Genomic DNA, 24,979 nt, shown 5'->3' on the forward strand with positions numbered 1-24,979 from the left:
TGAAGCGCATCCGAGTTTTAGAGGTTGCTTTTCTTGGTACAGAAAGCCGCACTTCGCCCTTTAGCGAAGTTAATCTTTCTGTAACGTTAAATGCCATTACCTGCTCAACCGATTTTTGCCGCAACGGGCAAACCCGCTTTCTCCGAATATGCATGCTCTGACCGGATCAGCGGGCCGGCGAATCCATACGATGAGCACCCCGATAGAGTCCCCGTGTTATCGATTCATCGGCCTTTTTCCTCAAAACGCTCATTCCTTCATCAGGCGCTTCAGCGGCTTCAGATGCCGCTCCATTTCCTGCTTCGCCGCCGCCATGTCCTTGTCCCGGATCGCCCGGATAATGTTGACGTGCTCGATCAGCGACTTTCTCGTATCTTCCACGTTGCCGAAATGCAGCTCGCGTATGCTCGTGAAGAAGTCGGTCAGCACCTCGCTCAGTTCGTAAAACGTATCGTTGCCCCCTGCGCGGAACAACGCGCGGTGAAACTGCAAATCCTCTTCGATCGGCAGCTCGCCTTTCTCGATCTTAGCGGCCATATCCCGGTTGCGGGCCTCCATCAAGGCGATCGCCTCCAGATCGTACCGCTCGATAGCCATCTCCACGGCGCCCAACTCCAATATGCGGCGTGTCGCCCACAGCTCCTTCATCCGCCGTTCGTCCTTCTTCCAGCGGAACGATACTTGGTCAAGTACCGGCTTCAGCGACAAGCCGTCGACATAGATGCCGTCGCCGGTTTTGATTTTAATCAAACCGACCGTCTCCATCGATTTCAATGCTTCGCGGACGACCGTGCGGCTGACGCCCAACGAATCGATAAACTGCTTCTCGGACGGAAGCTTGTCGCCGGCCTTCAGCTCGTTATCCAAAATATACCCTTTGATTCGGTCGCTGACAATATGGGACAGATTCATTTTCTCGGGAATTTCCACTGTCGTCTCCCTCCTTTCCGGCAAAATGACGTATGGGCAAGCGCAATCGTTACCCTTTCACGCTTCCTACGGTAATGCCTTTGACGAAATATTTCTGGAATACCATGAACACGATGAAGATCGGGATAAAGCCAAGCGTCGCCGCCGCCATCTGCGCTCCGTAATTGGCCACGTATTCGCTGATCAAGGTGGAAATGCCGACGTTGATCGTCATTTTAGCCGAATCGCTCAGCATGACAAGCTGCCACAAATAGTCGTTCCACGCAAACGAAAAAATAAAAATCGCCAAAGCGCCGATCCCCGGCTTGACCACCGGCAGGAAAATGTGCGTAAACAGCCGGATTTCGCTGCATCCGTCGATTCTGCCCGCTTCCAGCAAGTCCACCGGCACCGTCTGGCTGAACTGCTTCATCAGAAACACGCCGAACGGCAAGGCGAGCACGGGCAAAATAACGCTGGCGAGCGTATTGACCAGATGTAGATCGCGCATCAGCGTAAACATCGGCACGAGGCCGAGCTGTCTCGGAATGAGCATCGTCACGATAACCCCGCCAAAAATAAGTCCCCGCCCGGTAAACTGCTTCTTCGTCAACGCATAGCCGGCCATCGTCGCTATCAGGCACGCGAGCGCGGTAGACAAACCTGCCACGAAAATCGTATTGTACAGCCAACGAAAAATATCGCTTTCCTGTATCAAACGCGTGTAATTGACAAGCGTCGGATTAAGCGGAATAAAGTCCGGCGGAATCTTGATGGTCGTCGACTGGTCCTTAAACGAGCCTGTTATCATCCAATAGAGGGGAAACAGGAAAAAGGCTGCCAGGGCGTAAAGCACAAGATCCGATCCCCATTTAAACAATTTCGCGGCCATCGCTACAGTTCCTCCCTCTATTAATATTCAACATCAGTTTTAAAAAATTTAAATTGAATGACGGAAAACACCGAGATGAGAACGGCCAAAATAACACCCATGGCGCAAGCCATACCGAGCTTGCCGTATTTGAACGCCGTCTCGTAAAGCAGGTACATCACCGTCGTTGTCGCATAGTTCGGTCCCCCGCCCGTGAGCAGCTGGACGACGACGAACGTCTGGAACGCTCCGATCGTGGACGTGACGATGACATACAACGTGGTCGGCTTCAGCAGAGGCAGCGTAATGTTCCAAAACTGCCGCCACGGCGAAGCCCCGTCGATGGAAGATGCCTCGTAGAAGCTCGCAGGAATGTTGCCGAGCGCAGCCAAGTACAAAATAATCGGCTGGCCGACGACCCATGTTATGACGACGACAATAAGCGCTGGCAGCGCCACGCTGGAGTCGGAGAGCCACATGACCGGTCCTGCGCCGAATAGCGACATGGCGTAGTTGGCAATGCCGCTGACAGGATTGTAAATCCACAGCCACGTAATGGAGAGCAGCACCTGCGACGTTACGATCGGCAAGTAGAAGCTTGCCCGGAAAAACGAAGCCGCCCCCGCCGATTTGTGAATGACGAGACTGGCCACCACGATGGAGAAGACAACCGCTATCGGCACAACGCCGATCACAAACAAAAACGTATTGAGCATGGCCCGCAAAAACACGTCGTCCTGGAATAGGCTCGCGTAATTGCCCAAGCCGACCCATTCCTTCCTCCCTACTCCGTAATCGAACAGGCTCAAGTAAATCGCGTCAAAAAACGGATATACTTCAAACAGCAGGAAAACGAGCAGGAACGGAGCGATGAAAAAGTATCCCCAAAACTCCTTTAACACCCTCGAAGACAATCCCATCCCCTCCGATTCTCAAGATGTTGGACCGGAAGCGGCGGACCTCTTAGGGGCCCGTCGCTCCCGGGTTGCTGCGATCCGGCGGACGGCCGGACGTTTACTTCGAGGCGGCCGTTACGATGTCGTTGGCCTTTTTCACCCAATCGTCCAACGACTGCTTGGACGTCTTCTTTTTCGTAAAGGCGGCCTGCAGTTCGGGGAAGAACGCATTGCGCGTTTCCGTGTAGCCGGGAATCGCCGCGCCGATATTGCCGGCGTATTTGAACAGCTTGATGGTCTTGCCCTGAATCGAATTTTCCTCATACGTCTTGGACAGCGACTTGCGCGTCACGATGACGGACGAGGCCTTCGCCATCTTCTCCATGTTTTCTTTGGTGTTGATGAATTTGACGAATTCCTTCGACCATTTTGTTTTCGCCTCATTCTTCGTATTCCATACCCACGTGCCGTAACCGAAGAGCACCGAGCTGGACGATTTGCCGTCCTTCGACGGATAAGGGACGAGATCGACATCGAATTTCTTGGCGCTGCCGTCGTTGAACGCTTTCGTGAAGGCGCCTACGTTGCCGACGCTGCCGAAGGTCATGCCGACTTTGCTCTGCAGGAACATTTCGTTGATGACCGCCCCCGCCTTCAAGCCGGCCGCTCCCGGAGGAACGACGCCCTCGTCGATCATTTTGACCATAAAATCAAGTCCTTCGATCCCTTCCGGCGAGTTGAGCACCGCCTTCGTGTTATCGTCCGACCATGTTTTCGCCCCGAAGCCCCACAGGAACATATGGTTGCCTTGGTCGCCGCCGCTGTCGCCGGCATACATGCCGAAGCCGTATACTTGCTTAGATGGATCGTTGACCGCCTTGGCCGCCTGTAAAAACTGGTCGTACGTCCACGTTCCGCCTGCTGCCGGCAGCAGATTTTCGGCATTTTTGGCCTTGAACAGATCGCGGTTGACCAGCAATCCCGAAGCGGTCATGCTGTTCGGGTAAATGTACGTTTTTCCGTCGACGGCAACCGACTGAAGCGAGCTGTTTTCGAAGTCCGCTTTGTCGATTACTTCGTCGAGAGGAACGAGCAGTCCTTTTTTGGCATAGGTCAACGGCCAAAAAATCGAGCCTTGCTGCACGTCGGGAAGCTGGCTCGTATTGACGGCGATGCTGATGCGCTCGCTTATTTTATCGTCCGGCGTTTTGACAATATTAATCTTAACGTTCGGATTGGCTTTCTCGAATTCAGCCTTGTAGCCTTCGTATATGGCCTGTACGTCTTCTCTCGTATCGACCCACCATGTCAGTTCGACATTCTCTTTTGGCGCGGTTCCGCCGCTTGCGCCCGTTCCTCCGCTTGGAGACGATTTGGAATCGCCGCCGCCGCACGCGGACAGAAGGCCGGCAAGAAGAACGAAGGACATTCCCGCTGCAATACGCTTGTTCATAAGTTAGACCCTCCCGGTGATAGAGTGCTTGTGTTTACATTATATACCACTTACCTGTAAGCCTTTACATTAGCTAAAAAAATAAACCGTAACCGTTACCCTCCTTCCTTTCGCCTGCTTGTATCCTGTTCCAAGCCCAACTCCAAAATGTGAATAATGGTTAGACCATAGTACAGTTGATAAGTATTACTATAGTGGTTAAAGTCGAGACCTGTCAATCCATTTTTCAACCTTTTTTCCTAACGTATCCCGGTTCTTTGATACTTCTTGCCTAAAGGGCGATGCAGGACGGGTTCTCCGAACTTTTAAAGTTGACATCGCGTGTAAAATAGCATAGAGTAAATGTTGAGAGGTCTGACCATTTGAGATTGAAATAAGGAGTTCGACAACCCTATGAAGCCGATTGAAAAAGCGGAACGTTACACCCTTAGCAAGCTGGTCGTCCAAAACCTGAAGCAGTACATTATCGAGCACAAGCTGGCCCCGGGCGAGCGGCTGCCGGCCGAGCGGGAGCTGTCGCAGATTATGAAGGTCAGCCGGGCGATCTTGCGCGAAGCGCTGCGCTCGTTGGAAAGCGCCGGCATATTGGATATCCGCCACGGCGAGGGAGCGTTTCTGTCCGCGAACAGTTTGAGCCCGCTGCTGGAGCAATTGTCCTTCGCTGCAAGCTTGTCCGGCGGAGGCAGGCAGGAGCTACGAGAAATCCGCTATTTGCTGGAGGCGGCGGCGATTGAGGAAGGGGTAAGGAGGGGAAGCGCTTTCCCTATAGAGGAACTGGAGCGTTGGCATGCCGCAGCGGCGCAACCGCAACAGGCGGATGAATCCGGCTCGCAAGCGGCCGAGGCGGAAGCGCAGTTCCATATCGCCATCGTAGGGACGCTCGGCAATGAATCGCTGGGCAAGCTGGCGGAGCTGTTCATCCGCCAAGCTCTCCCCCACTCCGGCGTGAAGGCCGACGAGCGGGCCAAGCAGCGCGTTCGGTACTTGCAGGCGCTGCGCTCGTCCGACAGCACGGCGGCAAAGCTGGCTCTGAGGGAGCTGGCGGGACAATCACCGGAAGCGATAGGACGCTGAGCATTCGGACAACGGGCAACCCGGATTTCCGCAGAACCCTCATTTCTTCGTCGCACGTTGTGTCAATAGGCGTTCGTTTACATACATTGGTTAGTATGAAACGGATGCTGAAGGGCCGTCGGTTCACGGTAGAAGAATTGGCCGCCCTTCTACAACGAAGGGGAGTTTGACGACATGTGGGTTTATATTCCGGCACAATATGTGCAAATACCGGATGAAGAACATCGCAGCTACGGATACCCGCCTATCGGTGGACCGGGGGGATTTGGCGGGCCGGGCAGCACTGGCGGGCAGGGTTTTGGCGGACCGGGTAGTATTGGCGGACCCGGCGGTATCGGTGGGCCAGGCGGCGGCGGGCCAGGCAGTATTGGCGGACCCGGCGGCGGTGGGCCGGGGTTTGGCGGGCCAGGCGGCGGTGGTCCGGGGTTTGGCGGACCGGGCGGCGGGCCAGGCGGTATTGGTGGGCCCGGGTTTGGCGGACCGGGCGTTGGCGGAGATCAGGCGCCCCTGACGGCTCCCCCCGCGCAAATTCCGGTTAAGCCGCTTACGTCCACATTTGCGCTCGATCCTGGCGCGATCGCCCATTGCCGCTTTCGCTTCACCTATATTTGGCAGCGCAACGGGGACGCCTACTGGATGTTCATAACCTTCGTCGGCCCTAACTCGATCAGCGGCTGGCGGTGGAACGGATTGTTCTGGATGCGCTTTTCGATCGACCTGCGTTTTATCGATGCTTCCGCCTGTTAACAATTCACGGAAGTACGGCCGCGACCTTCATCGCGGCCCTTTTTTCGTCCGTCTCACCCTCTGGATTGCTGCCTGAACGCATCGAGTAAAAGGCAATTGACGGTTTCGCCTTCAATAACTATAATAATTTTGAATATTAACAGCTTTTGTTGAGTCTTTTGAATTTCATGTTCCGCAACCATACACCGAGCCTGGTTCAGAAAGGGCGTTTTCATGTCCCGCGTACTTAAAGTTTCCCTAGACGAATTTTTGGAAATTGCCAAGGCACTGTCCAACGAGTCACGACTGCACATTTTCAAACAAATCCAGAAAACGGGCATGAACGTGAATGAAATCGCCGACATGTTCGGACTGCCCTCCTCGACGGCCACCGTCAGCGTCAAGAAGCTGGAGGAAGCCAATCTGATCCGGACGGAGCTGCTGCCGGGCGCGCGCGGCTTCCAGAAAGTATGCTCGGCCCGCTTCGACTCGCTGATCGTCGATCTGAAGCATACCGAAACGGAGTCGGAGGAATCGGTCCGCTATGTGCAAATGCCGATCGGCCTTTATTCCGATTGCGAGGTGCGTCCGACCTGCGGGCTGGCGAGTGAGGAAAGCATCATCGGGTATATGGACGAGCCGCGCAGTTTCTATGAGCCGGACAAAGCCCGCGCGCAGCTGATCTGGTTTCGCCAGGGCTATTTGCAATATCAGATTCCGAACAAGGTCCCGTACGGCGGCCGGCTGACCCGGCTGGAAATCTCGATGGAAATCGGCTCGGAGGCTCCGATGCATAACGCGGACTGGCCCTCCGATATTACCGTATGGATCAACGGCGTCGAGATCGGCACCTACCTGAGCCCCGGCGACTTTGGCGGAGAACCGGGTCTGCTGACTCCTTCCTGGTGGGGCGTTCGAAACAGCCAATACGGGCTGCTCAAAAACTGGCGCATCGATGAAAAAGGCTCCTTTATCGACGGCAGAAAGGTGTCGGATGTCACGATCGCCCGGATCGGTGTGCATGACGCTCCCGCATTCCAGCTGCGCATCGGCGTCAAGCCTGATGCCGTCAACGTCGGCGGCCTCAACTTGTTCGGGAGCCGTTTCGGCAATTACGAGCAGGACCTGCTCGTCCGCTTCGATTTCAAGCAGCATCAAAGCCAAGGCGGCTAAGCCGCCTAATCCTGTCCATTACTTCATTTTTCATTGTTTTATTTCATATATTATTAACACAATTAAAAAGGAGAGATGTACATGAGCCAACCCGCTATTCCCAGAGCCGAATACCCTCGCCCGCAATTTGTCCGCGACGAATGGCTGAACCTCAATGGCGAGTGGGAATTCGAATTCGACGATGGCGATGAAGGCGAGCGACAGCGCTGGCATGCCGATCCGGCCCGGCCCTTTTCGCGCAAAATCGTCGTCCCGTTCTGCTTCCAGAGCAAGCTGAGCGGCATTGCAACTTTTTCTCCGGCCGCCGTCAAGGACGATGTCCCAATCGTTCCTTGCAGCGACCGGAGTTATTTGGCATGCACAATCAGGCGACGTAAGGGACATCGCATTCAGAAAATCGGCGGCACATGGAGGCTGCGGTGATCCTTTGCCCCTTCAACCAGTCGCGCTTGAAATCAGACTCTTTGCTTGCGAAATACAAAAAACATCCGTCTGATCACGGATGTTTGCGTTAATGGGAAATGGCGGAGCTGACGGGATTCGAACCCGCGGTCTCCTGCGTGACAGGCAGGCATGTTAGGCCACTACACCACAGCTCCGCATTTATAAGTGCCCGACTTCTCGGGAGTAAAGCTATTGCGGGGGCAGGATTTGAACCTGCGGCCTTCGGGTTATGAGCCCGACGAGCTACCGGGCTGCTCCACCCCGCGTCGTTAAGTAAGAAAGATATAGGCCCGGTGGGGGTCGAACCCACAACCTACCGGTTAAGAGCCGGTTGCTCTGCCATTGAGCTACGGACCTGCATCAGGCTTGTCCACCGTCGAACTTGTTAGTTCATCGTGTCAGCGAATAATAATATATCATATCCACAGACACTTTACAACTCTTTTTCTCAAAAAAAATAAAAAGTTTTTATTTGCGAATGTTATAAACGTTTCCGGAAGGCCGCAGAAGCGAGCTTTGCAGTTGCAACGCCGTATGCTGGAAGGTGCGGGAACAGCTTCCGCACAGCCGGTTATGACGTATGGAGGCACCGCAGCATTCGCAAGGATAAGTCAGATTCGTGTAGCCTCTGGAGAGCCTTCCCTCCTTGACGAACGCAGAGATAACCGCCCCCGAAATATGGGTGAGGCCGCTCAGCTCTTCCACCGTGGATTTGGGAAACTTCCATAAATAGTCGAGGCACAGATCCAGCTCCGAGTCTTGCTTGGCGCTGCAGGCTCCGCACAAATGACGGGCGTTTTTCTGGTATACCGCACCGCAGCTCGGACAATTATCTACCAATAGCTTTATGATCATATGCGACCATCCCCCGAAACTGAGCAAAAAGTCCTAATTCCATTGTACTATATCCATCGACAAGGAACAATGGTCAAACCTGTTGCCGCACAAAAAAATCCGCCTTATCGGGACTGTTGACAAGCCTTACTTTGTCAACAGTCCCCTTAGGCGGACTTTTTCTCCCATTAGAACACGTTTATTTCGAAGCTTGCTGCTGCTTCAGCAAATCGCGGATTTCGGCAAGCAGCTGCTCTTCCTTCGAAGGGGCGGGAGGCGCGGACGGCTTTGCCTCTTCCTTGCGCTTCAGCCTGCTGAGAATTTTGATAAACAGGAAAATCGAGAAAGCGACGATAAAGAAGTCGATCACCGTTTGCAAAAACACGCCGTATTTCAGATTCGCGTCCCCGACGGCAATGCTGAGCCCGGAGAAATTGAGCCCACCGAGCAGAAGCCCCAGGATCGGCGTCAAAATATCCGCCACCAGCGAGCTGACGATTTTGCCGAATGCGGCCCCGATAATGACCCCGATGGCCAAATCGAGCACATTCCCTTTTAAAGCAAACGATTTAAATTCCTTCCACATTCCATTGCCTCCTCGTAAGCTTGCTTCTATTACTATACTTCAATTATGTCGGTCATGGAAATAGTCTGTGAAAACAAAAACAAACCTCCAGCACCGCCAATAGGCGGTGTTGGAGGCGTATTTGTTCAGAATAATCGGTTCCTTGCCCGTTGCGATACTGAAGGACAGTCCTGTGACTATGCGAGCTTATTCCTTTGCCTGTCTCGATTGAATCGCCGGCAAGCCCTGGATCGATTCCGGAGCAAGGACCGGAGCCTTGTCCGGCTTACCCAGTTTCCCATAGCTGTTCAATCCCCATAAACGAAGCGTTCCGTCGGCGGCAAGGACTCCGCTCGACCCCCAGCCCGCCGCGATTTGCGTCGCCTGTATGCCTGCTACCGCAGTCGGCGCAGACCGGCTTGTGTCCGCAAGACCGTTGCCCAACTGTTTATTGTCGTTCATGCCCCAGGACAGAACGGTCCCATTCTCGAGAAGCGCCAGACTGTGTTTGGAGCCCGCCGATACGGCGGTGGCATGTTGTATGGACGCTATCCGACCAGGTACGGACCGGCCGGCATCCGTTGCCTCTCCAAGCTGCCCGAACGCGTTGCCGCCCCACGCCCATACGGTCCCGTCGGCCTGCAGCGCCAGGCTATGGTCGAGTCCTGCCGAGATGGCCGTAATACCCGACAATGCCGCTACTTGAACGGGCGCGCTGCGGTCGATCGTCGTACCGTCGCCCAGGTAACCGTCCTTGTTCCAGCCCCACGCCCATACGGTCCCGTCGCTCTTCAGCGCCAAACTGTACCAGCCTCCCGCCGAGACCGCTACAACCTCGCTCAAGCCCGGTACTGCAACGGGAGCGAGCTTGTCCGAGAAATCCGCCAGACCGGCTTCGCCATGCCCGTTGGTTCCCCATGCCCATACGGTCCCGTCGGCTTGCAGCGCAAGACTGTGGGTAAACCCGGTCGCCACCTGAACGATTTCCCGCAGGCCGCTAACTTGCACCGGGGTATTCCGCAAGGTTGCCGTTCCGTCGCCCAATTGACCGTTGGCATTGTATCCCCAGCTCCATACCGTCCCGTCTCCGTTCAGCGCCAGGTTGTGATTTCCTGCCGCCACCTGAACGACACGGTTCAGAGCCGCTACCTTGCCCGGCGCCGTACGGTGCTCCCTCGTGCCGTCTCCCAGCTCGCCGGATCCGTTAAAGCCCCACGCCCAGACCGATCCGTCCGCCGCCAGCGCCAGCGTATGCGAGCTCCCTAAGGCGAACGCCGGAGAGCCGTTGCCGTATACCTCCCCAGTGACCCCGTATATTGTCCGGGCAACCGGAACGCCATAGACGGAGCCGCTGACGGCCGAGCCGTATACGGATGCTGTTACGGCTTGTCCGGCGCCTTCAACCGATTGCGGGGAGTACGCGGCTTGCGTTACCGTCATATTCGTCCCGCCATCAGCCCATGCATACGGGGCTGCCGAGACGATCAGCCCTAAGGCCAGCGCCGAGCCCACTATCCGGGTCTGTTTCATTTTCAATGGTTTGAACCTCCGCAACGATCGTTCACCTGCCTTTTCCCTTTTCATCGAGTCGGCGAATCTTACTTACTTCAATTTCATAATCGTTACAGTCGCGCCGGCCCCGTTCAAGAGAGTTGGAGCAGCAAGTATTCCAAACATTTGAAGGCTGACCGTCGATCCGGCAGTCAATGTAACAATGATTGAATTATTATATTGATCGCGGGATACCATCGGTGCGATAGTGCTCGCATTATTTTGTACTCCATTGATCAATAATCTTGTCGACACGAGCATGGAGGCTGTCAGGTTGATTTGATATGAAATGTAATAGTTCCCGTTGGAAGGAACAGTAAAAGTATCGTTTGCTCCATTTATGAGAAAATTACCATCCACCACTTGAGAGTTTGGCAGAGGTACATTGGTTCCGCCCAGAACGACCGCAATTACGCTACCTGTCGTATTGGCGCCGAAAGCGCTGGCAACCGCCGCCGTTCCGTCGGCTCCGGTGGCTCCGGTGGCTCCGGCGGCTCCGGTGGCTCCGGTCGTTCCTGCGGCTCCGGTCGGACCCGTAGCGCCAGTCGCTCCGGTAACGCCAGCCGCTCCGGTCGGACCCGTAACGCCGTCCGCTCCGGTCACACCCGTCACTCCAGTCGCTCCGGTCGCACCCGTAACGCCAGTCGCTCCGGTAACGCCTGTCGCTCCGGTCGGACCCGTAACGCCGTCCGCTCCAACCGCTCCGGTCGCACCCGTAGCGCCAGTCGGACCCGTGACGCCATCCGCTCCAACCGCTCCGGTAACGCCTGTCGCTCCAGTCGGACCCGTTTCGCCAGTCGCTCCGGTCACACCCGTCACTCCAGTCGCTCCGGTCGCACCCGTCACGCCATCCGCTCCGGTTGCTCCTGTTGCTCCAGTTGCTCCGATCGCTCCAGCCGCAGCCAGCAACGTATAATCCGCCGATAAACCCGGTACTCCCGTAGGCGAAGCGGTATTCGCAACATAAGTGCTGCCGGCATAGGTGACAACTTGTCCCTCGGCGTAGGAACCCGTCAAAAGCGGATCAAAAACCACAATGCCCGTTAAACCGATGCCTGCTGCCCCGGTCGCCCCGGTCGCTCCGGTTGCTCCTTTCTCGCCCGCAGCGCCTGTCGCGCCTGTTGCTCCAGTTGCTCCCTGTTCGCCCGCAGCGCCGGTCGCTCCGGTTGCACCCGTTTCCCCTGTCGCCCCTTTGGAGCCTGACCAGCCGGATTCTCCCCGTTCGCCCTTATCGCCTTTCTCGCCCTTCTCGCCTGTCTCGCCTTTCTCCCCTTGCTTGCCTTTATCTCCCGGGTCTCCCTTATCGCCCTTGTCGCCTTTTTGCCCTTGCTCGCCCTGCTTGCCGTTCTCTCCCAGCTTGATTTGCGCGCTGCGGGAGTCCGCCACCGTCTCGATAAAGCTAGCTACCGAACCGAAATGAACCACGGTTACAAGCGAGTCCTGCTTAATGTTGCCGTAGCTGACCGTCGATTGGGTAATGGAGAACGTCTCCATCTGGCCGCCCTGCTTCGCGACGGTAACGCTGTTGCCGCTAACCGATTGAACGGTGCCCCGCGTGATGCTTTCCGAATTGCCGATAAGAATCTGCTCCATGCCGCTCAGGATCGCAACCGCTTGGGCGCGTGTAACCGGGTCTCTCGGCTTGAAGGAGTTGTCGGGAAAACCGTCGATCAGACGCAGGTTAGCCGCTTCCTGCACGTAAGAGGACGCCCAGGAGGAGGCATCGCCCATATCGGAGAACGCTGTGCCCGCTCCCGAACCGGCGATTCCCGTCGTCTTGCTGCCCAACGTGCGGATGACGAGCCGGGCAATCCATTCCCGGGTAGCGATTTGTCGGTTCCAGCCGGTTGTCGCGGCGGCTCCTTCCAGCTCCTCCTGGGCCACGAGAATGCCTTTATCCAGAGCCAGCGCCACGTAATTTTTAGCCCAGTCATCGGTTTGCAAAGGAAGCTGGGAGGTAGACGCGGATATGGATTGTCCGGCCACTCTCAGCAGACGGGCGACCATAATAACCGCCTCTTGACGCGAAATTGCCTGGTTCGGATTAAACAATCCGGCGTCGTCTCCTGTTACGACTCCCAGTGAACGAAGCTTGTCCACATCCCGTTCGGCCCATGCCGCATTCTGCATATCCGGAAACGCGGAGATCACTCCCCCGTTGCTGGCCGAATCTCCTTCCGCCGCAAAAGCGACGCTGTTAAAAGCTTGGCTCAGCAGCATAAACGCCATGGAGCCTCTCATCCATCCTTGTTTGCGATCCTTCACACTTGATTCCTCCATATATGGTTAATTATTGCGGAAACCCTGATTAGACCAGTCAACTATGTACCGGCAAGGTTGCGAAATATTTCGCGTTTGCCACAACGCTCGGATGGTCGGGCGCGAACGAAGCGGCCAACTCATGATGCCGGATCGCGAGCTCGCGCTTGCCCATACGGTCATAGCAGACGCACAGCTGAATGTGAGGCAGCCATGTCCAGCAAGCGAGATGGAGCATCCCCATCGAATTTTCCGGCCGAACGAGCCGGGTCGCCTGCTCGTACCAATAGACGGCCGTCTCGTAATTGGACTCCTCCATAAAGTAGAACCCCAGCCGGCAGCAATGCTCCGCTCGCGGGAGCCCGTAGGCGAACGCCCGTAAGGTTTGCCGCTTGGCCTCCTCCATCCGGTTAAGCCGGTACAGGCACTCCGACAGCCTAGCGCATGCGGCGAGATTGTCTTCGATCCAACCATCGCTCCGCGCAAGAAACTGCTCATAGGTGGCGATCGCCCGTTCCCACAGCTCATGGTCGGCCAGCTCGTTGGCATAATAGTACAAGTTTCGAGTAGTGAATCGTTCGCCCATCTTCTCGCGCTTCTCGTATATGCCCAAGTTTCGCGAAGAGTTCGTATGTTTCCGATCATGGGTGACGGCTATGTCGGTATCGACGATGTTCCCGAACACTTCCAAATATTCGTGAACCGCGCCGATCCATCTGAAATTGTTGCTCCGTTTGACCAATCGGTTGCGGCGCAAGCTGGTCGATACGTTCCCCCGTTCGTCGAACGACAGGTTGTACACCATCGATACCACATCCGCGTCCCAGGGCAGAGCGCCTACGAGACGGGCAAAACGCTCTCCGTCCTCGGGAAGCAAAATGTCGTCCGCATCCAGCCACATTATAAATTCCTCTGAGGCGAGGTCGAAAGCATAGTTTCTTGCGACGGAGAAGTCGTCTACCCATTCGAAATCGTACACGCGATCCGTATACTTGGCGGCGATTTCCTTCGTCCGATCGGTCGATCCGGTATCGACGATGACGATCTCGTCAACCAGAGCGCCGATGCTGGACAAGCATCGATCGAGCGTGTTCTCCTCGTTCTTGACGATCATGCACAAGCTTACGGTGATCCTTTTCTTCCAGCCATATAAAGTATCCGACGGGTCGACTCCCCATTTGTCCCTGAAGACGGTCCGGTTGCGCGAAAGCTGTCCGTTATACCAGGAAGGATCTTCCGGAAACAAGTTCGGCGGCGGCGAATAACGGACGTAGCAATCCTCCGCCACATACAGACCGTATCCTCCCGACAGAGCTCTGTAGCACAAGTCGTCGTCCTCGTAGGTTTCCAGTCCGAACCGCTCGTCGAAGCCGCCCAGCGATTCGAATGCCGTCTTCCGGGCGGCTAGCAGGTGGCTCAATAGCTTGGGCACTTTTTTGGCTTGTCCGATACGGAGATTGGCAAGGCCCTCGGCCGCCCGCGGGTCGTCGCCGGGAAGCTGAAGCCTTTGGGGGCCGCTCACTCCGTTGCTCAAAGGCCCGACGAGCGCCGCATCCTCGTGCGCATGCATGCAATCGCGAAGCCGGTCCAGCCAGCCTTCCGTCACGACGACGTGGTCGCGCACGAATACGAGCAAATCCGCATCAGTTGCTCGTGCGCCGAGATTGAAGCCGGCGGCTACGCCGACTCGCTCGGACGTCGCAATCAGCTTTGTCTTGGCGTCCTTCATCAGCCATTCCCGGATGTCCGGCTGATCCCCGTCATTGACCACGATCAGCTCGTAGTCGCCCCCGGTGGACAAGATGATCGACGATAAGCAGGGCTGCAGCAACGATTCGTGCTGCGCAAGGACGATGATGGCGGTTGTTGTCAATTCCTTCGGTTTCATTCCTGGTCTCGCACCTCTCCCGGGCAAAATACGAAAAAGCAAAAACAGAATCGGAAAACGGCCGTTAACGCACAACAATCGAGCATGTACGAATAGGGCCATTGCGTCCATTCATATTTAGGTATAAAGTCACTTTATCACAAGGCACTTAACAATTTCTAAACAGCAAAAACAACCGATGATGTCACGAATCACCGGTTGCCTCCATCCCCCCTCCGCCATGACGCCTCCAGCTTTGGTACCAGCGGGTGACGCTTGCCGAAGGTTGTTCGTTCAACTCCTCCTGCAATCTTACGCGCAGCCATTCGAACTCCCGGGCGACCAGGTCGTGGTCTCCGAGCGTCGATATGAGTATAAAGAAAGCATGCCTATTCTTGTTCCAGACAGCTCGAAACAACAAATAAAAAAGGAAGCCGTACCCGAGAACCGTCACGAGAAGCATCAATATCAAGACCGGGTACAAAAAATGCAAGCTGCCCGGTACGCTTCGACCGGGCAGCTTCGTTTTGTTATTCAATTCGTACGCCGCCGCTCAGCTCGGTCGTGCGGGTCGTGCCGACGCTGCTGGCATGATATTTCCCATTTGAAACACGGCCACTCTCAGCTCATGGACCTTCGCCGCCTGAGTCGTTCACGGGATCAGCTTTAACTCCTGCATGCACGTTTTAACCTTGTCTTTGCCGTTGTCGTCGAGCGGCTTCGCGTAGTCGGGATGGAACGCCCCCTCGAACCCGAGCAAATTCATCGCGTGCGTAAACGCCGGGAACACGCCGACCTGAACGAACGTGTCGCGCAGCAGCAAAATATCGTCGAGACATTGCGCGGCAGCCCGCGTCTCCCCTTTCTCCAGCGCCTTGTACATGCGGGATGCGATGGCGGACGAACAGCTGAACATGCCGTCCAAGTTTTCGTCGATCCCGTAGCCGTATGCCGTATCGAACAGGTCGAGTCCGCTAAACATGATGCTAAAGTCGGGGTTGACCGAAGGTCTAAGTCTCGATAACACCCGGGCCGTCGCGAGATCACCCGTCTTGATGCCGGCAATGTTCGGCACGGTCATCAGCTCCGCGGCCGTATTAGCCGTAATTTTGCTTTGCGTCACGACCGTCAAGTCGTACAAGTAAACCGGATAAGGGGAAGCGGATGCAAGCGCTTTAAAGAAGGTTTTAATATCTTCCTGCGACATCGGATAATAATACGGCGTCGTCGCGACTACGCCGTCGACGTCAATCCCCTCAAGCTGGGCGATCCGCTCCTTTACGCGCGCGATCGAATTATCCATAACCCCGACGAACAAGGGACATGCCCCCTTAATTGCTTCTGCCGCCGCTCTCGCGATCTTGCCCGGCTCGCTGGACGAAATATACGGCTGCTGGCCCATCGAGCCCATGACGAGCAGCCCGGCAGCGCCCGCATTCACTTGATCCTCCGCATGACGCTGCAGACTGGATAGGATGACTTTGCCTTCTTCGTTTAGAGGCGTTCCTAACGCCGGATAAAAGCCTTGTTTTGTCATGTCCCGCTCTCCCTGTATTGGCGTTTGCGCCAAACTCCATAATAACTTGCAAATGGTGTATTATGGTATGACCAATAAAAAATAAGTGTTATGGTCATACCATAATACAATAATCCTTTTCAGGATACCGTTTTCTTGAGAGAACGTCAATACTTTTTCATCCGCGATTCCGGCCGAACGCGAGAAAGCAAAAGGATCCGCCCGGTTCGCAGCCTCTCTCTGCCGCGAACCTGCGAACCCTGCGCCTGCCTACGTTGCTCGCTTTCGCTCGTTCTCTTCCGCTTCCAGTCCGCGCATATAGCGGACGAATTGCGGGAACGCCAGCTCCGGCTCAGCCAGATCGGGATGCCAGCGCTTCTCCCACTCGAAGGTATACCAGCCATCGTAGCCGCCTGCGGTCAGCACCGAACGGATGGCTTGGAAAGGCACATCGCCTTCGCCCATGAACCGGTACGTGAAGGCGTCCGGCGAATCGGGCTGAGGGAGCGAGTCTTTCCAATGGGTGTATGCGATTCGTGAGCCCAAAGCGTTCCACGTACGCTCAGGGGGCTCGCCGAACATCCGGTACGGATGATGCACGTCCCATAGAACGCCTACGGTATCGGGCGACGTGCCTTCCAGCAGCGCGGCGACATCCTCGCACCGTGTCCAGTCGTCATGCGTCTCCACGATCAGCTTGACGCCCGACTGTCGGAGCAGCGGCTCGGCACGCTCTAGCAAGCCCGAGGAGGCAGCGAGACCCGCGGACCGGTCGCGTCCTTCCAGCTTCCCGCCGAACGCGCGGATATAACGCGTGCCGAACCGGTCGCAAAGCTCGACGTAGCGCTCGAGCTCTTCCCAGTTGCGCCCGGCCCGCTCCACCGATGCCAGCGTGATCGAGCTGGAAAAGCAAGTAAGCGCCAGCCCCGCCGCCTCGAAACGGCTTCGCGTCTCCACGTAACCGGTTTTGAACGGCTGCAGCTCAAATATGTCCATCTCGCCCTCCAGCCCGCGGAAGTCCACGCCGTCAAAGCCGTATTCGGACGCTTTCGTTACAATTCTCTCCAACCCCCACTGCGGACAGCCCAACGTCGTAAAAGACAGCTTCATCGTAGTATCCACCCTTTCCCGTATCCGATTCGATAAAAGCCGTACTGCCCGGCCCCGATGAAAGCTATAAACCCGGAAACCGTCGGTCCTCCGGCCGAAAAAAACCGTTTGCTCCTAGGCATACGGAACAAACGGGTTGGCTTGGATTATTGCTGCTCGCCTTTGATCGGCTCCAGCGGCTTGGCGTTGCCGTACGTTTGACGAACACCGTGTCTTGGCGCCGCCCAATGGGCCGCATTTTTAATGACGCGCAGCACGTCTTGGTTGTAATAGGTCGGATACGTCTCGTGGCCCGGACGGAAGTAGAACACCTTGCCGTTGCCGCGGTGATACGTGCAGCCGCTGCGGAACACTTCCCCGCCTTCGAACCAGCTGATAAACACGAGCTCGTCCGGAGCCGGGATGTCGAAATGCTCCCCGTACATTTCCTCGTGCTCGATCTCGAAATATTGGCCGAGCCCTTCGGCTATCGGATGCGCGGGATCGACGACCCAGATGCGCTCTTTATCGCCCTGCTCGCGCCACTTCAGGTCGCAGCTCGTACCCATCAGCTTTTTGAAAATTTTCGAGAAATGGCCGGAGTGCAGCACGATCAGGCCCATCCCTTTCAAAACGCGATCGTGCACGCGGTTGACGATATCGTCCGACACGTCATTATGGGCGCGGTGTCCCCACCAGATCAGGACGTCAGTCTCGTTCAGAACGTCCTCGGTCAGTCCATGCTCCGGCTGTTCCAGCGTAGCGGTGCGAACCTGCACGTTTTCTCCGGCGATGCCGTCGGCGATAGCCCCGTGAATACCTTTCGGATAAATACCGGCAATTTTCTCATTCAATTTCTCATGCACATTTTCGTTCCATACCGTAACCCGGATCACTTGATCAGCTCCCTATTAAGTGAAGTGAAATAGCCATCGAGCATATCTGGTTGTCCTTGAAAGTCACGCTTGAAAAAGGATTTTATGTATACCGTGTTAATTCACGGATATCCATACGATAAACAACACAATCATAATGACCTGGAGCACCAGCTTGACAGCCGTGCTGGACAAAAATCCGACGAGCGCCCCGAGTCCGGCCCGGGTCGCCTGCCGCAGATCGGCCCCGATCAGCAGCTCTCCGATCCAGGCCCCAAGGAACGGTCCGGCAATCAGCCCGATGCCGGGGATGACGAACGGCCCAATGAGAATGCCGATCGTGCTGCCGATGACGGAGGCACGCGAGCCGCCAAACTTTTTGACGCCCCAGGCGTTTACGATGTAATCGGCGATTAGGATGGCAGCCACGACCGACGTTTGCAGCAGCCAGAACCACACCCCGAATTCGCCGAAGCCGAAGAACAGCCCGTACACGAAAAAAGCGCCATACACGGCCAGAACGCCCGGCAAAATGGGAAAAATCGCCCCGGCCATGCCGACGGCGAACAAGACGACGACCAAAATCCAACCCAGGATATCCATCGCAAGTCCTCCCGCAAATAAGCTTCCGCTTGGCCGCGTTGCATGACGGCGTTCGTTCCTATGCTAGCATCATGATGCCCCGAGCGCCGGCAAAACGTGAGGGGCGGCTTCTTTTATCAAAGCCATGAACTGCCGGCGTTCAATCGACCAGAATATGCTCGACAATGATTTTGGCCACGGCATGCTCGTCGTTCGTGACGGTAACCAGATCGGCGGCGGCCTTCAACGCATCCTGCGCATTGCCCATCGCCACGCCAAGCCCGGCTTCGCGGATCATCGTCATGTCGTTCAGGCTGTCGCCCATTGCCACTACCTCGGCCATACCGATGCCGAGCAGCTTGCATACTTCGGCAATGCCGCTCGCTTTGCTGATCCCGAGCGGGTTGATCTCGATATTGTGCGGGTGCGAATTCGTAATTTCGTACCGGCCCTGCTCGCGCAGCCAATCCAAAATCCGCTCGCGGTTCGGATCGTTATCCGTGAAGAAGCCGAATTTCAGCCAGTTAAACGCGTCGAGGTTCTCCGTCCACGTCTCCTTGTTGAATACCCCTTCGACGGCGTATGCCCAGAACCAAGTATCGTACCGGACGGCCATCGCATGCATCGCGCGGATCGATTCCACATCCATCGCATGACGGGTCAGCAGCTCGCGCGGAGCGCGGTACACTTCTCCGCCGTTGACCGCCACGATCGGCGTATTCAGGTTCAGCTTGTCCGTATACGGATAAACGTTCTGAACGCCGCGGCCGGTCGAGAGCATGACGGTGACGCCGGCCTCCAGCGCCTTGAACATCCAGGCGCGGTTTTCCTCGGACACCTCATGCTCGTTGTTCAGCAGCGTGCCGTCCATATCAAGCGCAATCAGTTTGTAACGTGGCATATGCGTGCTTTCTCCCCTTGTCGTCGCATTCGTGTCGCGGCTTGCCGTTTATTCTCAGAATCCGGTGGCGCTGCGCTCGGTTCCGTACCCTTTCGCTTCCTGCAAGTAGGTCGAGTGCCAGAGCGCGAATATGTATACCGCCCACAGCATGCGCGAATAGTCGCCTTGCCCGTTCCGGTGCAGCTGCAGCATCCGCTCGATCTCGGCCATGCGCAGAATACCGTCGATGCCCGAACCGCGAATCTGCTCCAGCAGCTCGATTCCCCTCGCTCCCTTCAGCCAGTCGCGCAGAGGCACGGGAAAGCCGAGCTTCGGACGGTTGAGAATAAAGTCCGGTATAATGCCTTCCATGGCTTTGCGGAAAATGTATTTCGTAGTCCCGCCGCCAAGCCGGTATTCGGCCGGAATAACGCGGGCCAGCTCGAACAGCTCCTTGTCGAGGAACGGTACGCGCAGCTCCAGCGAATGAGCCATCGTCATTTTATCCGCCTTCATCAGGATATCCCCGGGCATCCACAAATTCATGTCGATATACTGCATGCGCGTAACCGGGTCCTGCTGACGGGTCTTCGCGTAGTATTGCCCCGCAATGGCCCAAGGGTCCGTATAGCCTGCCAGCAATCGGGGATCGCATTGCACGAGTTTGGCCTTGGCCTCCTCGCCGAGCAGCTTGGCGTTGCCAAGAAACCGCTCCTCCAGCGGAGTCGTGGCGCGCAGCAAATAATTTCGCCCGGTCATGCCGCCGGGCAGCAGCTTGGCCGCCTGATGCAGCATTCGTTTGAGCGGCAAAGGCAGCCAGGCGAGCGGGCGCAGCGCGAGCGGCTCGCGGTAGATGCGGTAACCGCCGAACAGCTCGTCCGCCCCTTCGCCGGACAGGACGACCGTCACATGTTCCCGGGCAAGCTGCGACACATGGTAGAGCGCAATCGCCGACGGGTCGGCGACAGGCTCGTCCTGATGCCAGACGGCCTTGGGCACCGCATCGAAGAAATCGCGCTCGGTAATAATCTTCGCATGATGCTGGGTGCCGAGCGCGGCCGCCGTTTCTTTGGCGATAATCGTTTCGTTGTTCGGCCCTTCGAAGCCGACGGAGAATGTCCGAATCGGCTCGATAGCCCGCATATGCGCGGCGATGGCGGTGGAGTCGATGCCGCTGGACAGAAAACAGCCGCGCTCCACGTCGCTATGCATATGATGGATGACCGAATCCTTCAGCCTAGCCCGCAGCTCCTCGACCATATCGGCAAAAGGCCGCTGCTCCGGCGCGAACATCGGGTCCCAGTAGCGTTTCAGCTTCACGCTGCCGTCGAACGTGACGGTAATCGTATGGGCCGGGGGCAGCTTACGGATACCCTCGAACATCGTATTCGGCTCCGGCACGTACTGGAACGTCAAATATTGCAGCAGGCTTTCCTCCGAAAGCCGCCGGTCGAAGCCCTCCACGGCCAGTATGCTTTTGATCTCCGAGGCGAACATCAGCCGGCTTCCGTCATGGGTATAGTAGAACGGCTTGATGCCGAAATGATCGCGCGCGCCGAACAGCTTCCGGCGATTGCGATCCCAGATGACGAAGCCGAACATGCCGCGCAAATGCTGCACGCAGTCTTCGCCGTATTCCTCGTATAGATGCACGATGACTTCCGTATCCGTATGGGTGCGGAAACGATGTCCTTGCGCCAGCAGCCGCTCACGGAGCGGCTGGTAGTTGTATATTTCGCCGTTGAACACGATCCAGACCGACTCGTCCTCGTTGCAGAGCGGCTGGTGTCCTTCTTTCAAATCGATTATGGACAGCCTTCTGAAGCCGAGCCCGATGCCCGGGTCCGTCCAGGTGCCTGCGTCGTCGGGGCCGCGGTGCCGGATGACATTCATCATCGCGTGCAGGGAAGCCTCCGTTACAGGCCGGCCGTCGAAGTACATCATTCCGGTTATGCCGCACATACATGCAATCCTTCTTTCTGCAAATCGATTGTTGCGGTACTAAGATAGCTCTGACTCATGCTAGCTTTCAGTATAACATACCTTGGTTGGAAATCGAAGGTTCGCCTGGCATTTCGGCAGAGCGATCGCAGTAGAAAAAACGGCGTCAAGGTCAAGCTTCCGCAGCCGTCCGGATCTGCCGATCGCCCTTGAAATCGGGCTGAACGCAAAATAGGACCGAAGCCGGTTTGACAGCTGGGTCCTTTTATTAAGGCTAATTTTTTAAGGCCCTTCGGGGCTCCTCGCATTCCTTTAAGACCATTTAATAATCTCTTTTTCGCAGCGGAATGAGGTTCCTTACGGTTTCGTCCCTCAGCCACAACCCTCCCCAAGCCAGTATACCCAAGTAGACGGAAAACAGAATGTGGCTGAATAACGGCGAGTCCAGACGCACATGCGTGGCAATCGCCCCGCCCCAGTATGCGGTAAGCAGCAGAGCGCCCAAGACGGAAGTGCGCGGGAAAGCATACAGCAGGATCGAAATAAGCCCAAGCACGCCTATCACAGCAACATGATGCTCGGCATAGCCGAGGGAAAGCGTGCCTTCGACAACCGGTCCCGCTTTAAACAATTTGGTTATGCTGTCGAACAACATAAATACAATGACCAGCCCGCTCAGGATCCAAGCCGTCCATCGTCTTCCTCTTGAAATGGGAGAAGTCATCATTCATCCACCTTTGCTCTATTGTCGTTAAGTCAATGGTAGCATAGACGGGAAACCGGCGTTTCTTACGGATTGCTTTTTTATCGAAATGCGGTTTGCGTGCCCGGAAGACGTTAAGACCTTGCACCGCTTCGACCGCGCCGCCAAGAGTGCAAGCATTGGATGAAAGGATCAACCGCTGCCGCCAAAGGGCAGAAAAACCGCTCCGCTGAGAGACGGAACGGCCTTCATGCCGGCAGCCCGACGCCTTTGTTAGTTAGAGCAAAGCAAGAGCTGCTGATCCTGTGTACCCGGAAAGGTAGCGTCCTTTGCGGTTCAAGGAATAGGTCGAGTCCTTAGATAAAGATTAGGTTTGGCTTTGTACTAATCGAGACGGATTTCCCGGCCGGTTTGCGCCGACTCGTAAATGGCGCTCAAAATGTTAATCATATCGACGCCCTGCTCCGGAACGAAGATCGGCTCCGCCCGTCCGCGAACGACGTCTACGAAATGGTCGATATTGTTTTTGTGCCCGCCCGAATCTTTGGGCAGCTGCGGGATGACGTTGCACAGCGTGCCTTCGATTTCCGTAAACAGCTTCAGTTCTTCATTGAACAGGCTGAAGCCCGCCTTCGTGCCGCGCAGCTCGACGAAGCGGCCTTCGTTTTCGATATTCGACGCCCAACTGAATTCGATTTGTAGGCTGGCGCCGTTTTCGAAGCGGATAAAGCCGGTAGCCAAGTCTTCCACGTCGAACGTACCGTCCGCCTGTTTGCTGCCGAATGCGCTATGCGCCGAATCGGACAAGTCGTTGTTGGCAAACTTCGTGTAGACCGAGCCGCTTACCGCAACCGGTTTCGGATTGCCCATAATCCACAGCGACAGGTCGATCATATGGACGCCAAGGTCGATCAGCGGACCGCCGCCGGACAGCTCTTTCGTCGTAAACCATCCGCCCTTGCCGGGAATGCCGCGCCGGCGCAACCAGCCGCAACGTCCGGTGTAGACGTCGCCCATATGCCCCTGTTCCACGTATTTCTTTAAAAAGGTCGATACGGGCCGATACCGGTTGTTGCGCATAACCATCAACACTTTGCCGCTTTCCTTGGCCGCCTGGGCCATCTTGTAAGCTTCCTCGGGGTTGATCGCATCCGGTTTTTCGCAAAATACGTGCTTGCCCGCCTTCAGCGCCGCGATGGACACTTCGGAATGGTACAAGTTCGGGGTGCACACGTTGACGATGTCCACATCGTCCCGCGCAATGACCTCGCGGTAGTCCTCGTAAACGTCCTTAATGCCATAGTCGTCGGCTATCTTCTGGGCTCCGGCCCGATAAGCGTCGCAGACGGCAACAATCTCCACCTCTGGATTCGCCAGCCAGGCCGGTAAATGAACGCTCCTGAAAATATTGCCTGTCCCTACGACGGCGATGCGCAGCTTTTCCATTTCCTTACCTCCGAGAGCAATGTTTGGTTTCGCTTTCATTATGATCGCTCCGTATACGGATGACAAGACGTCCGGCTATCACTTCATCATTTCTTCACACGGGCTTGTTTTAGGTCATAGCAGGCGGAATCCGTTTTCAAAGGCGACCGCTTCGCTTTTGCGGACCCAAAGGCTCGCCTCCGCCTTCTCTACATAGCCGGACTGTGTCTTATGCGATTGCCCTGGGACGTTCCCACGCCCACACATACATGCCCCTGCCCCGCCTCCCGCCTTTTCTCACCGTTATCCGTTGTTCAGCCGCTCAACGACCACGCGGTCGCGCAAATCGTCAGGGCCCGTTGTGTGGAGCCTATTCAGCAGTTCGGTCTGGAACGTGCCGGGGCGATCCGCGCCCGAACTATCTACGGCCAATTCGGCGGCTACTCCGTAGAAGGCAAGCGCGCTCACGGCGGCAGCCACCGTATCGGGCTCCACAGCCGCGAAAGCGCCGATGATGCTCGTCAGCAGACATCCCGTACCCGTGACGGCGGTGAGCAGCGGCGTTCCGTTGCTGATGCGGTACGTGACGCTGCCGTCGCTCACATAGTCGTGCCGACCGGTGACGATTGCAACCGTGCCCAGCCGCTCAGCCGCCCGACGGACGAGCTCTGCCGGATCGTTTCCGTTTGTGTCGCCGGCGTCCACGCCCTTCATCTCCCCCTGCTCGCCGATAACGTTGGCGATCTCGCCGGCGTTTCCGCGGATCGCGGTTAAACGGACTTCCCTCATGATGCGCCGTACCGCTTCCGTACGATAAGCGGTCGCCCCAGCGCCGACCGGGTCCAGCACGACCGGAACGCCATGGGCGTTGGCCGACCGGCCTGCAAGGATGATAGATTCGACCACAGACTCATCCAGCGTCCCGATATTCGCCACAAGCGCACCGGAAATCCGGGCCATGTCGGCGGCCTCCTCCCGCGCATACGCCATAACCGGCGATGCGCCCAAAGCCAGCAAGCCGTTGGCCGTAAAATTCGTCACGACCACATTCGTTATATTGTATACAAGCGGCTTTCTCTCCCGTACCCGGTTCAACAAGGCAAGGCCGGTTTCCACATTCATTCGATTCCCTCCTCATAATGAAGAAGGAGAAGTCCGGCTGCACCAAAAACACACCCGCTCCAGCAAAGTGTGCTCGCATCCGCTTCTCCTTGTCCGGCATGCTCCGGCTTGGCTCCGAAAGCGACTGAACGAACAGCCGCTTCCCTTAGCTCTGTGCCAAAGGGCATCCCTGAGTTTTTCAATGGTTCTATGATACGACACCGGTTCGGGCACGGTCAATATGC

The 24,979-nt window shown here is 56.4% G+C and carries 23 protein-coding genes and 3 tRNA genes; 4 read left to right on the forward strand and 22 right to left on the reverse strand.

What is annotated here, in order from left to right; genetic code table 11:
• Nucleotides 1-249 precede the first annotated feature (249 nt).
• The 4 genes from ABD796_RS23485 to ABD796_RS23500 form a co-directional block, all read right to left on the reverse strand.
• On the reverse strand, nucleotides 250-930 hold the full coding sequence (locus tag ABD796_RS23485; RefSeq protein WP_344912475.1) for a FadR/GntR family transcriptional regulator: 681 nt from the start codon (nucleotides 928-930) through the stop codon (nucleotides 250-252).
• Between the two features lie 49 nt (nucleotides 931-979).
• The gene (locus ABD796_RS23490) at nucleotides 980-1,801 is read right to left on the reverse strand and encodes a carbohydrate ABC transporter permease (protein WP_344912477.1); all 822 of its coding nucleotides are present in this window, start codon (nucleotides 1,799-1,801) and stop codon (nucleotides 980-982) included.
• A 20-nt stretch (nucleotides 1,802-1,821) separates the two neighbouring features.
• Nucleotides 1,822-2,694, reverse strand: coding sequence for a carbohydrate ABC transporter permease (locus ABD796_RS23495; RefSeq protein WP_344912479.1), 873 nt, complete (start codon nucleotides 2,692-2,694; stop codon nucleotides 1,822-1,824).
• A gap of 100 nt (nucleotides 2,695-2,794) precedes the next feature.
• A complete protein-coding gene (locus ABD796_RS23500) occupies nucleotides 2,795-4,129 on the reverse strand; it encodes an ABC transporter substrate-binding protein (protein ID WP_344912481.1) in 1,335 nt (444 codons plus the stop codon).
• 393 nt (nucleotides 4,130-4,522) lie between these two features.
• Here ABD796_RS23500 and ABD796_RS23505 point away from each other — a divergent pair, with 393 nt between their 5' ends.
• The 4 genes from ABD796_RS23505 (at nucleotide 4,523) to ABD796_RS35695 (ending at nucleotide 7,525) form a co-directional block, all read left to right on the forward strand.
• Nucleotides 4,523-5,203 (forward strand): FadR/GntR family transcriptional regulator, encoded by a 681-nt coding sequence (locus tag ABD796_RS23505; RefSeq protein WP_344912483.1) that lies wholly within the window; start codon nucleotides 4,523-4,525, stop codon nucleotides 5,201-5,203.
• 201 nt (nucleotides 5,204-5,404) lie between these two features.
• Nucleotides 5,405-5,950: a hypothetical protein gene (locus ABD796_RS23510; protein ID WP_344912485.1), complete on the forward strand. Its 546-nt coding sequence runs from the start codon at nucleotides 5,405-5,407 to the stop codon at nucleotides 5,948-5,950.
• Nucleotides 5,951-6,163: 213 nt separating this feature from the next.
• Nucleotides 6,164-7,102, forward strand: a complete 939-nt coding sequence (locus ABD796_RS23515; protein WP_344912488.1) for an ArsR/SmtB family transcription factor — start codon at nucleotides 6,164-6,166, stop codon at nucleotides 7,100-7,102.
• A gap of 81 nt (nucleotides 7,103-7,183) precedes the next feature.
• Nucleotides 7,184-7,525, forward strand: a complete 342-nt coding sequence (locus ABD796_RS35695; RefSeq protein WP_379116990.1) for a hypothetical protein — start codon at nucleotides 7,184-7,186, stop codon at nucleotides 7,523-7,525.
• Between the two features lie 99 nt (nucleotides 7,526-7,624).
• On the opposite strand, the gene ABD796_RS23525 is transcribed toward ABD796_RS35695, so the two are convergent.
• From ABD796_RS23525 to thiM, 18 genes are all read right to left on the reverse strand, one after another.
• Nucleotides 7,625-7,701: transfer RNA gene (locus tag ABD796_RS23525), tRNA-Asp, on the reverse strand.
• A gap of 37 nt (nucleotides 7,702-7,738) precedes the next feature.
• Nucleotides 7,739-7,812 (reverse strand) — tRNA-Met (locus tag ABD796_RS23530).
• Between the two features lie 19 nt (nucleotides 7,813-7,831).
• Nucleotides 7,832-7,903, reverse strand: a tRNA-Lys gene (locus ABD796_RS23535).
• 111 nt (nucleotides 7,904-8,014) lie between these two features.
• Nucleotides 8,015-8,401 carry a flagellar protein gene (locus tag ABD796_RS23540; RefSeq protein WP_344912490.1) on the reverse strand — a complete coding sequence of 129 codons (387 nt, stop codon included), beginning with the start codon at nucleotides 8,399-8,401 and terminating at the stop codon, nucleotides 8,015-8,017.
• Nucleotides 8,402-8,579: 178 nt separating this feature from the next.
• Nucleotides 8,580-8,966 (reverse strand): large conductance mechanosensitive channel protein MscL, encoded by a 387-nt coding sequence (mscL, locus tag ABD796_RS23545; RefSeq protein ID WP_344912492.1) that lies wholly within the window; start codon nucleotides 8,964-8,966, stop codon nucleotides 8,580-8,582.
• A 186-nt stretch (nucleotides 8,967-9,152) separates the two neighbouring features.
• Nucleotides 9,153-10,475, reverse strand: coding sequence for an RCC1 domain-containing protein (locus ABD796_RS23550; RefSeq protein ID WP_344912935.1), 1,323 nt, complete (start codon nucleotides 10,473-10,475; stop codon nucleotides 9,153-9,155).
• A gap of 72 nt (nucleotides 10,476-10,547) precedes the next feature.
• Nucleotides 10,548-12,761, reverse strand: coding sequence for a BclA C-terminal domain-containing protein (locus tag ABD796_RS23555; protein ID WP_344912494.1), 2,214 nt, complete (start codon nucleotides 12,759-12,761; stop codon nucleotides 10,548-10,550).
• Between the two features lie 52 nt (nucleotides 12,762-12,813).
• Nucleotides 12,814-14,643 carry a glycosyltransferase gene (locus tag ABD796_RS23560; RefSeq protein ID WP_344912496.1) on the reverse strand — a complete coding sequence of 610 codons (1,830 nt, stop codon included), beginning with the start codon at nucleotides 14,641-14,643 and terminating at the stop codon, nucleotides 12,814-12,816.
• Nucleotides 14,644-14,827: 184 nt separating this feature from the next.
• Nucleotides 14,828-15,160 carry a hypothetical protein gene (locus ABD796_RS23565; protein WP_344912498.1) on the reverse strand — a complete coding sequence of 111 codons (333 nt, stop codon included), beginning with the start codon at nucleotides 15,158-15,160 and terminating at the stop codon, nucleotides 14,828-14,830.
• A 114-nt stretch (nucleotides 15,161-15,274) separates the two neighbouring features.
• Nucleotides 15,275-16,159, reverse strand: coding sequence for a dihydrodipicolinate synthase family protein (locus tag ABD796_RS23570; RefSeq protein ID WP_344912500.1), 885 nt, complete (start codon nucleotides 16,157-16,159; stop codon nucleotides 15,275-15,277).
• 249 nt (nucleotides 16,160-16,408) lie between these two features.
• The gene (locus tag ABD796_RS23575) at nucleotides 16,409-17,248 is read right to left on the reverse strand and encodes a sugar phosphate isomerase/epimerase family protein (protein ID WP_344912504.1); all 840 of its coding nucleotides are present in this window, start codon (nucleotides 17,246-17,248) and stop codon (nucleotides 16,409-16,411) included.
• Between the two features lie 146 nt (nucleotides 17,249-17,394).
• Complete coding sequence (locus ABD796_RS23580; RefSeq protein WP_344912508.1) at nucleotides 17,395-18,123, reverse strand: ThuA domain-containing protein; 729 nt, start codon at nucleotides 18,121-18,123, stop codon at nucleotides 17,395-17,397.
• A 96-nt stretch (nucleotides 18,124-18,219) separates the two neighbouring features.
• Nucleotides 18,220-18,705 (reverse strand): DUF456 domain-containing protein, encoded by a 486-nt coding sequence (locus ABD796_RS23585; RefSeq protein ID WP_344912510.1) that lies wholly within the window; start codon nucleotides 18,703-18,705, stop codon nucleotides 18,220-18,222.
• A 139-nt stretch (nucleotides 18,706-18,844) separates the two neighbouring features.
• Entirely contained in the window at nucleotides 18,845-19,585 is a 741-nt protein-coding gene (locus ABD796_RS23590) for a Cof-type HAD-IIB family hydrolase (RefSeq protein ID WP_344912512.1), read from the reverse strand.
• A 54-nt stretch (nucleotides 19,586-19,639) separates the two neighbouring features.
• A complete protein-coding gene (asnB, locus tag ABD796_RS23595) occupies nucleotides 19,640-21,526 on the reverse strand; it encodes an asparagine synthase (glutamine-hydrolyzing) (RefSeq protein WP_344912515.1) in 1,887 nt (628 codons plus the stop codon).
• A 301-nt stretch (nucleotides 21,527-21,827) separates the two neighbouring features.
• The gene (locus ABD796_RS23600; protein ID WP_344912517.1) at nucleotides 21,828-22,229 is read right to left on the reverse strand and encodes a DoxX family protein; all 402 of its coding nucleotides are present in this window, start codon (nucleotides 22,227-22,229) and stop codon (nucleotides 21,828-21,830) included.
• Between the two features lie 363 nt (nucleotides 22,230-22,592).
• Nucleotides 22,593-23,654: a Gfo/Idh/MocA family protein gene (locus ABD796_RS23605; RefSeq protein WP_344912519.1), complete on the reverse strand. Its 1,062-nt coding sequence runs from the start codon at nucleotides 23,652-23,654 to the stop codon at nucleotides 22,593-22,595.
• Nucleotides 23,655-23,936: 282 nt separating this feature from the next.
• Complete coding sequence (gene thiM, locus ABD796_RS23610) at nucleotides 23,937-24,755, reverse strand: hydroxyethylthiazole kinase (protein WP_344912521.1); 819 nt, start codon at nucleotides 24,753-24,755, stop codon at nucleotides 23,937-23,939.
• Nucleotides 24,756-24,979 lie beyond the last annotated feature (224 nt).

Source organism: Paenibacillus hodogayensis (assembly GCF_039536325.1).
GTDB classification, from domain to species: domain Bacteria; phylum Bacillota; class Bacilli; order Paenibacillales; family NBRC-103111; genus Paenibacillus_AB; species Paenibacillus_AB hodogayensis.

Coding starts and splice junctions, on each gene's coding strand:
- ABD796_RS23490 (WP_344912477.1), bottom strand. CDS start 1,801: ATGGCCGCGAAATTGTTTAAATGGGGATCGGATCTTGTGCTTTACGCC.
- ABD796_RS23500 (WP_344912481.1), bottom strand. CDS start 4,129: ATGAACAAGCGTATTGCAGCGGGAATGTCCTTCGTTCTTCTTGCCGGC.
- ABD796_RS23505 (WP_344912483.1), top strand. CDS start 4,523: ATGAAGCCGATTGAAAAAGCGGAACGTTACACCCTTAGCAAGCTGGTC.
- ABD796_RS23515 (WP_344912488.1), top strand. CDS start 6,164: ATGTCCCGCGTACTTAAAGTTTCCCTAGACGAATTTTTGGAAATTGCC.
- ABD796_RS35695 (WP_379116990.1), top strand. CDS start 7,184: ATGAGCCAACCCGCTATTCCCAGAGCCGAATACCCTCGCCCGCAATTT.
- ABD796_RS23540 (WP_344912490.1), bottom strand. CDS start 8,401: ATGATCATAAAGCTATTGGTAGATAATTGTCCGAGCTGCGGTGCGGTA.
- mscL (WP_344912492.1), bottom strand. CDS start 8,966: ATGTGGAAGGAATTTAAATCGTTTGCTTTAAAAGGGAATGTGCTCGAT.
- ABD796_RS23550 (WP_344912935.1), bottom strand. CDS start 10,475: ATGAAACAGACCCGGATAGTGGGCTCGGCGCTGGCCTTAGGGCTGATC.
- ABD796_RS23560 (WP_344912496.1), bottom strand. CDS start 14,643: ATGAAACCGAAGGAATTGACAACAACCGCCATCATCGTCCTTGCGCAG.
- ABD796_RS23570 (WP_344912500.1), bottom strand. CDS start 16,159: ATGACAAAACAAGGCTTTTATCCGGCGTTAGGAACGCCTCTAAACGAA.
- ABD796_RS23575 (WP_344912504.1), bottom strand. CDS start 17,248: ATGAAGCTGTCTTTTACGACGTTGGGCTGTCCGCAGTGGGGGTTGGAG.
- ABD796_RS23585 (WP_344912510.1), bottom strand. CDS start 18,705: ATGGATATCCTGGGTTGGATTTTGGTCGTCGTCTTGTTCGCCGTCGGC.
- ABD796_RS23590 (WP_344912512.1), bottom strand. CDS start 19,585: ATGCCACGTTACAAACTGATTGCGCTTGATATGGACGGCACGCTGCTG.
- asnB (WP_344912515.1), bottom strand. CDS start 21,526: ATGTGCGGCATAACCGGAATGATGTACTTCGACGGCCGGCCTGTAACG.
- ABD796_RS23600 (WP_344912517.1), bottom strand. CDS start 22,229: ATGACTTCTCCCATTTCAAGAGGAAGACGATGGACGGCTTGGATCCTG.
- ABD796_RS23605 (WP_344912519.1), bottom strand. CDS start 23,654: ATGGAAAAGCTGCGCATCGCCGTCGTAGGGACAGGCAATATTTTCAGG.
- thiM (WP_344912521.1), bottom strand. CDS start 24,755: ATGAATGTGGAAACCGGCCTTGCCTTGTTGAACCGGGTACGGGAGAGA.